General features: G+C 62.8%; 5 protein-coding genes and 4 pseudogenes. 4 read left to right on the top strand and 5 right to left on the bottom strand.

Annotation, left to right across the window (positions count from 1 at the left end; translation table 11 throughout):
- Positions 1 to 503: 503 nt before the first annotated feature.
- From FHX16_RS26370 to FHX16_RS26355, 4 pseudogenes are all read left to right on the top strand, one after another.
- Positions 504 to 626: pseudogene (locus FHX16_RS26370) on the top strand (2-deoxy-D-gluconate 3-dehydrogenase); the annotation flags it as partial.
- Positions 617 to 1,003 (top strand): annotated as a pseudogene (locus FHX16_RS26365) (IS30 family transposase); the annotation flags it as partial. The pseudogenes FHX16_RS26370 and FHX16_RS26365, both read left to right, overlap by 10 nt.
- 35 nt (positions 1,004 to 1,038) lie before the next feature.
- Positions 1,039 to 1,260 (top strand): annotated as a pseudogene (locus FHX16_RS26360) (SDR family oxidoreductase); the annotation flags it as partial.
- Positions 1,261 to 1,728: 468 nt separating this feature from the next.
- A pseudogene (locus FHX16_RS26355) lies at positions 1,729 to 2,104 on the top strand (ribonuclease activity regulator RraA); the annotation flags it as partial.
- A gap of 133 nt (positions 2,105 to 2,237) precedes the next feature.
- Here FHX16_RS26355 and FHX16_RS26350 read toward each other — a convergent pair.
- Genes FHX16_RS26350 through FHX16_RS26330 form a run of 5 tightly spaced genes read right to left on the bottom strand, consistent with a single transcriptional unit; the run spans position 2,238 to position 7,125 of the window.
- Complete coding sequence (locus FHX16_RS26350; RefSeq protein WP_259131245.1) at positions 2,238 to 3,698, bottom strand: aldo/keto reductase; 1,461 nt, start codon at positions 3,696 to 3,698, stop codon at positions 2,238 to 2,240.
- A gap of 4 nt (positions 3,699 to 3,702) precedes the next feature.
- Complete coding sequence (locus FHX16_RS26345) at positions 3,703 to 4,674, bottom strand: branched-chain amino acid ABC transporter permease (RefSeq protein WP_259131243.1); 972 nt, start codon at positions 4,672 to 4,674, stop codon at positions 3,703 to 3,705.
- Positions 4,671 to 5,582, bottom strand: coding sequence for a branched-chain amino acid ABC transporter permease (locus FHX16_RS26340; protein WP_183864729.1), 912 nt, complete (start codon positions 5,580 to 5,582; stop codon positions 4,671 to 4,673). The genes FHX16_RS26345 and FHX16_RS26340 overlap by 4 nt, the downstream gene beginning before the upstream one ends.
- Complete coding sequence (locus FHX16_RS26335) at positions 5,579 to 6,319, bottom strand: ABC transporter ATP-binding protein (RefSeq protein WP_259131242.1); 741 nt, start codon at positions 6,317 to 6,319, stop codon at positions 5,579 to 5,581. The genes FHX16_RS26340 and FHX16_RS26335 overlap by 4 nt, the downstream gene beginning before the upstream one ends.
- Positions 6,316 to 7,125 carry an ABC transporter ATP-binding protein gene (locus FHX16_RS26330; RefSeq protein WP_259131241.1) on the bottom strand — a complete coding sequence of 270 codons (810 nt, stop codon included), beginning with the start codon at positions 7,123 to 7,125 and terminating at the stop codon, positions 6,316 to 6,318. Before FHX16_RS26330 ends, FHX16_RS26335 begins: the two co-directional genes overlap by 4 nt.
- Positions 7,126 to 7,186 lie beyond the last annotated feature (61 nt).

Below are 7,186 nucleotides of genomic sequence, written 5' to 3'. Positions count from 1 at the left end.
TCGAGGTCTTCGTCCAGACCGCCGAGCGAACCGCCCTCTCATACCTCCTCAAACCATTCACAGACCAAATGATGAAGGCATTCAGAGAGGAATAGCCGGACCAACAACCAGACCGAGCCCTGCAGGTACATCGGACCGGCAACGTTACTGATGCCGCAACCGCACTGGGATGATTTTTTTTAAAAAGCTAACTGAAGTAGATCGCGACTGCCTTGCAGGGGATGGATCAGCCGCTATCGCGCAAATGAGCGATGGAGATCTCGGCCGGTGCTCGGGCTTGTCGGCGGCAGCGGGGGCCTTTCAGTATATTATATCGGCCGCCTTGTGCCTGAGGTCACCGGCTTCATGCTGATCGATGCAGCGATCGCGCGTGACTGGGGGGTTTTCGGCGATGCGTTGAATCATCTCATCCTGCCCGCCAGCACGCCCGGTCAGGAAGCTTGCCGAAATACGGCAGAACAGTCTTGTCGAGACCCTCGTAGTCAATCAGGTAACGAAGCGCCTCCGGCCTTGGCCAGGCGATCGCTATCGCCTTGGCTGCGGCCGGTGACTCGATCGTCGCAGTCGGCCGCTCGGCGATGGACGAAACCGAGGCTGCAGTGCGCCAAGCCGGCGCATTCTTCCACGCAACGACCGTCAGTCACGTCCGGTCATGGACGGCCTCATACAGGCCCTCAAGGCCCTACCCCATCTAGCCCGTCGCTCGATCACCTTCGACCGTGGCACGGAGTTTACGGATTGGCCGTATCTTCAGGCGAGCATCGGCACCCAAACCTGGTTCTGCGACCCGCAATCGCCGTGGCAAAAAGGCACCGTCGAGAATACCAATGGCCGCGTCCGGAAATGGCTTTCGAGAGAGGTCGATCCATTATCGGTCACAGATGCCGATCTGATCGAGATCTGTAACCGGCTCAACGCAACACCCCGCAAATGCCTTGGCTATCGAACCCCGGCCGAAGTCTTCCGAAAGAAACTGCTCGCGCAGATCAGACATGCCGGCTAGCTTGATGAGCCACAAAAGTCGCGGTTCAGCATGAACTCACAGTCAATGCCATTGCGCCAGGCTATTTTGTCACGAACAACACGACAGCTCTGCGCGAGGATCCTGACCGTAGCGCTGGCATCCTTGCCCGCATCCCTGCCGGTCACTGGGGAGATCCCGCGCAACTCGGGGGCGCAGCAGTCTTCCTGGCGTCCAAGGCTTGCGACTATGTCCACGGCATAGTCCTACCAGTCGATGGCGGATGGCTGGCGCGGTAGTTCCATTTGTACGGCGACGCGCACAAGTGTTAAAAAAGACACGCTAGCGAACATTCGGCGACGGCCGCCCTCGCATCAGCTTTGCCTTGCAATTAGGGCATGCTTAATTAGCAATTAGGGCATGCTTAATTACCGTCGTTAGACATCATTTTTCCTGGAACTCGGCCCACACCTCCCGTGGGCCTTTTTTGTGTCCGGGTAGGAAGCTCCTTCAGACTTCGCTCGAACCCAATTATTCAATGAGAGCAGGAAGGAACGACGGTCGATATGGAAGCGCAGGCTTCGGGTGCAGTTTTTTTGGAAAGCGCGCCAAAAAGCGCCGCACCACGCCTAACCGCACTACGGCCTTGGTCGGGGGACATCCGGTCACGCCACAGATGAAAAGAACGGCGAGACCTTCCGATATCAGGGTCTCCCCCACATCTCGGTCGTCCACTTCCAGCCGACCGCAACTGTGACCGTAGTAGCGCGGCGGGAATGGTTCTGGATGACGGGGTACGCGATACCGCCGACATCGTCTCCCTCGGCTTCCCACCTATTGCCTCGGGCCGGCCGCGCCCGCCAATCTGGTGGCGCATCATGCTTCGGACATGAACCAGCCGATTGCATGCGGTGGCGTTGCCGTCTATCCGGGCGACATCATCTTCGGCGACAGTGAGGTCGTCATCGTTATTCCGAAGGAGTACGTCGACGAAATCGCCGACGAGGCGATCGCGATGGAAGAGCAGGAAGAGTTCCTGAAAACGGAAATTGAATCCGGACGTGCGACGGCGTCCATCCTCCTAATGAAGAAACGCTTGCCCGCTATGCGGAATGGAGCAAAGCCCGGACCGTCGAGAGCTGATTGTCGGAATTCGGGCGTCGCGCGATTTCGCGCCGACGCATCCCTTGTGACCGATACCTTTTCCGCGGACCATCGTGAGCAGCCGCTCCTCCTTGGCGGTCACCGGCATCAGCCCGATTTATGTTGCCTGCACTCAGTCGCAGACTGCTTCCGCCTCGATTTCAACCTCGTAGTCCCCGATCAGGTTTCCGGCCTCGATGAGCGTATTGGCGGGCAGGATGGATGAAAAGGCACGGCCATGGGCGCGGGAAACGGGTTCCCACTGGTTTGCGTCGCGCAGATAGATACGGGTGCGGATGACGTCTTCTATACTGCCGCCAAGGGCCGAAATGGAGGCTGCGATCTTGTCGAGAACGTAAGTGGCCTGCGCACCGGCATCGCCGGGTGCGACGCAGCGGTCCGCGCCATGGGTCGCGGTGGTGCCGGAGACGAGGATACGGTTGCCGATCCGGACGGCGCGGCTATAGCCGGCGATCGGCTCCCAGATGCTGCCGGACGAGACGCGCGAGCGGCCTGGACGACCGGGCACGGCCTGAGCGGTGTAGATAGATGGAATGGCATCGAGATGGTGGCTGAGGTCGCCGGATGCGGTGAGGAACGGCGGCTTGCGGTATTCGTCGCCGCAATCGCCGGGAATGGGTTGCGTCTTGGCGAAGGCGGCGTTCAACGCCAGGTGATCCTCTTCCTCGAGCGCGAAGGAGAAGACGTTCAGGTTGTCGCCGCGATGCTCGTTCTCACCGATCCGCGCGCCGACGATGGTTGCGGCGACCGCATCGTGTTCCAGAACCCAGCGGCTCGCGACGTTGGAAATCGAGACGCCATGCGTAGCCGCGATGGTTGCGGCGGCATTGAGAATGCCTTGGAAGGCCTCCCAGCCGCCGGCGGTATCGATGAAGCGCTTGTACTTCGAGCGGCTCCAATCGGCGATCGACGTCGGCTCCGGCTTGTTGAGCCACTTCTCCGAGAGAAGTCCGCCGCAGAGCGTCCCATAGGCAAGAAGCTTGACGCCGCTCTCCGCGCAAAGCTTTGAAAGCGCACCGGCGGCGCGGCGGTCGACCAGGGAAAACGAAACCTGATTGCTGGCGATCTCGATGCCATCGGCGAGCGCCAGCGCCAGATGCCCGGCGTCGAAGTTGGTGAGGCCGAGCGAGCCGATCAGGCCTTCATCGCGCAGGCGCTGCATCTCGTGCAGGGCGTCGAGCCATGCGGGATGCTCGAAGCTCCACCAGTGGAATTGCAGGAGATCCACCTTGTCGACGCCAAGCCGCGTCAGCCGTTCCTCAACGCCGCGACGCACGACATCAGCCGTCATCGGTCCCGGTTCCGGGCACCACTTCGTGAAGGCAACGGGCCGCTGGCCATTGTGATAGCGCGACAGCAGTCGCCCTGTGATCAACTCCGCCGAACCGTAGTGATCGGCCATGTCGAACGTGTCGAAGCCGTCGCGCGCATAGGCCTGCAGCACATTGGCGCCCTTGTCGGGATCGATCACCGTGCCGTTCTTCTCGATGTCGGCCACTTGCCAGAGTCCGCAAACGATGCGGCTGATGGAGAGATCCTTGGTGAGCGCTATGCGTGGGGGCGTGGGGGACATGCTTCTATTCCCTGAATGTCTGTTTTCGCTTGCTGGTCAGCGAGGCCAGCGTATTGGAAGCGCCGAGGATGCCGCGTGGGCGCAGGAGCAGGATGAGGCAGAGCCCGACGCCGATCATGACGATCTGCATCGATGCCGCGCGGGCCTGCTGTTCGGGCGGTACGAGCGCGGAGACGGCGGCGGCCGACAGCGCCCAAAGACCCCAGACCAGCACCGCGCCGAGAATGGCGCCGCGATTGTTGCCGGAGCCGCCGACGATCAGCATCGCCCATACCTGGAAGGTCAGGATCGGCAGATAATTGTCTGGCGCGATAAAGCCGATGAAATGTCCTTGCGCCGCGCCTGCCAGCCCCATGATGGCGCCGCCGATGGTGAAGGCCTGCAGGCGAAAGCGGATCGGCCGTTTGCCGAGCGCCTGTGCCGCGTTCTCATCTTCGCGGATGGCGCGCAGCACGCGGCCCCAGGGACTCTTGGCGAGATGCTGGAGCGCCAGATAGAGCGCCAGCACGACGGCCGCCATCAGCGCGAGATTGGAAAGGGAAAATGCCAGCGGATCAGCGGCAAGGTTTCCGAACGGGCGCGGAATGAAGCCGATGCCGAAGGCGCCGCCGGTCAGCGGCTGCAGGTTAAGCACGCAAAGCTGCACCGTGACCGCAACGCCGAAGGTAGCAATGGCGAGGTAATCGGATCGCAGCCGAATGGTCAGCGCGCCGACCAGCCAGGCGGCAAGGCCGGCGAACAGCGCGCCGCCGAGCCAGCCAATGGCGATCGGCATGTCGAAGCCGCCGAAGCGGCCGGGCGCATCCGGCGTCGTCAATAGCGCCGACACGTAAGCGCCGATCGCGACGAAGGCGGCGATGCCGACGTTGAAGAGGCCGGTCTGGCCCCATTGCACATTAAGCCCGAGGCACATGATGGCATAGGTCAGCGCCATCGTGAGAAAGAAGGCGGCGTAGGCGATCAGATCAAGGCTCATGCCGCTCTCCCGAACAGGCCGCGCGGGCGAAGAAGCAAGACCGCCACGATGATGACGAAGGAAACAGCCGCACGCCACTCCGCGCCGACGATCTGCACGGCGGCAGCCTCCGACAGGCCGACGATCAATCCGGCGATCATCGCGCCCGGCACGCTGCCGATCCCACCAAGGATCGCGGCTGCAAACAGCGGCAGCAGCAGGTCATGGCCAAGATAGGGGCGGATCTGCACAAGCAGCCCGGTCATGATGCCGGCGATGCAGGCAAGGGCAGCGCCGACGAACCAGACGACGCGGATCACGCGGCGCACATCCACGCCAGCAATGCCCGCCAGAGCCGGGTTTTCGCTAACAGCGCGCATCGAGCGGCCGATATCGGTCCGGGTCATCAGCAGGTGGATGGCGACGACCGCCACCAGTGACAGGCCGAGCGACAGGAGCTGATCGGGCGTGGCGCGCAGGCCGCCGCCGATCTTCACGGCGATCTGCAATGCCTTGGTGTAATAGACGGGCTTGGAGGTGAAGATGAATTCGAGCAGGCTGCGCAGCGCAAGCGAGGCGCCGAAGCTCGCCATGACGAGGATGATGATCGCGCCGCCGCGCGCTCTCAGGCGGGCGAACAGCACCGCATCGACGGCCAGCGCCAGCAAGCCTGTGAGCAGGATCGCGATCACGGCTGCAAGCGGCAGCGACCAGCCGAAGGAGAAGGGGCCGATCGGCTTCGTCAGCGTGGTCGACAAGAGCCCCATGCCGCCGCTGACCGCGAGCGCCAGATAGGCGCCCCAGGACAGCATCTCGCCATGGGCGAAATTGGCAAAGCGCAGGATCGAATAGGTGAGCGTCACGCCAATAGCGCCGAGGCCGATCATGGCGCCGGCAATCAGGCCATCCATGAGAAATTGCGGGTTCATGGTGCCTCCGACGCTTGCGTGGCGGTGCCGAGATAGAGCTTGGCGATCAGCGGGTCGCCGAGCAGCGAGGCGGCCTCGCCCTCGTGCCTGATCCTGCCTTCGACAAGGATGACGGCGCGGCTGGCGATCGCCAGCGCCGCCTTGATGTTCTGCTCAACGAGAATGACGGTAACGCCGCCGGCGTTAATCTCCTTCAGCATCGAAAACACCTCGCCGACGATCCTCGGTGACAGGCCGGCCGAGGGCTCGTCGAGGATGAGCACGGAGGGATCGACGATCAGCGCGCGGGCGACTGCCAGCATCTGCCGCTGCCCGCCCGACAGCGCCCCGGCAAGGCGCGAAGGCTTGCTGGCGAGGTCAGGAAAGCGACGGTATAGCGCGGCAATCTGTTCGGAGCGCTGCGGCTTCGGCAGGACAGCGGCAGCAAGCTGCAGGTTTTCGTGAATGGTCAGCGTCGCGAAGATGTTTTCGGTCTGCGGCACGAAGGCAAGGCCTTCGCCGATCTTGCGGTGAGACGCGACGCGGGTGATCTCCCGCTCCCCGAGCATCACGCTTCCTGAGTGGATCGGCACCACGCCGGCGATCGCCTTGACGAAGGTCGACTTCCCGGCGCCGTTCGGTCCGAGCAGCACCAGCAGCTCGCCCGGCGCCACCGAGAGATCGACGCCGCGCACGATCGGCAGGTCGGGTTCGTATCCGGCGATCAGCGCATGGGTTTGAAGCGCTGTCGCTGTCATGCCGCCGCTCCGAGATAGGCTTCGATCACATCGGGATTGGAGGCGACGTCCGCCGGCGTGCCCTCGGCCAGCGGCTTGCCGAGCGCCATGGCGACGACGCGGGAGCAGAGCCGCGACACCATGTCCATATTGTGCTCGATCAGCAAGATCGACTTGCCCTGCGCATTGAGATCCAGCACGCGTTCCATGATCGTCTCCAAGAGCGCCGGGTTGACGCCCGCCGCCGGCTCGTCGAGCAGGATCGCTTGCGGATCCGCCATCAGGATGCGCGCGAGCTCGAGCAGCTTGCGCTGCCCGCCCGACAGCACCTTTGCGGGCTGTCCCCCAAGGCCGGACAAGGTGACGAACTCCAGCAGCGCGCGCGCCTTCTCAATCGCCAGCCGCTCCTGCTGCCTGACATGGCCGAAGCGCAGGAAGTTGGCGACCAACCGCTCGCCGTCCTGCGCCTGTGCGCCGACGAGCACGTTCTCGAGCACGGTCATCTCAAGAAAGGGCTTCGGGATCTGGAAGGTACGGCCGACACCGCGACCAATTCGTCGTTCCGGGCTTTCCTGCGACACCTCCCGACCACCGATCCAGATTTCGCCCGACGTCGGCTTGAGACTACCGGCGATCAGATTGAACAGCGTTGTCTTGCCGGCCCCATTCGGGCCGATGAGGCCGACCATTTCGCCTTCGCCGAGCCTGATTGACATGCCGCCGACGGCCACGTTGCCCTGAAACGACTTCATTAGTTCGCGCGCGTCGATCACGGCTCTCGCGGATTCTGCCGCTTTCTTTGGGGCGTCTGGCATTGGCAAGGGCATGGAGAAAGAAGTCTCTTGATTTGATCGGTGATGTTTGATCAAACTTTACCCCATGTTTAAA

It is taken from the genome of Rhizobium sp. BK661, from assembly GCF_024808825.1.
In the GTDB taxonomy this organism is placed as follows: Bacteria; Pseudomonadota; Alphaproteobacteria; order Rhizobiales; family Rhizobiaceae; genus Rhizobium.
The sequence above is the reverse complement of the archived record's forward strand: the minus strand, read 5'-3'. Positions and strand labels throughout refer to the sequence as shown.

Bases quoted from the DNA above. Each gene is read 5' to 3' on its own strand.
- FHX16_RS26340 (WP_183864729.1), bottom strand. From the start codon at position 5,582: ATGAACCCGCAATTTCTCATGGATGGCCTGATTGCCGGCGCCATGATC.
- FHX16_RS26330 (WP_259131241.1), bottom strand. From the start codon at position 7,125: ATGCCCTTGCCAATGCCAGACGCCCCAAAGAAAGCGGCAGAATCCGCG.
- FHX16_RS26350 (WP_259131245.1), bottom strand. From the start codon at position 3,698: ATGTCCCCCACGCCCCCACGCATAGCGCTCACCAAGGATCTCTCCATC.
- FHX16_RS26335 (WP_259131242.1), bottom strand. From the start codon at position 6,319: ATGACAGCGACAGCGCTTCAAACCCATGCGCTGATCGCCGGATACGAA.
- FHX16_RS26345 (WP_259131243.1), bottom strand. From the start codon at position 4,674: ATGAGCCTTGATCTGATCGCCTACGCCGCCTTCTTTCTCACGATGGCG.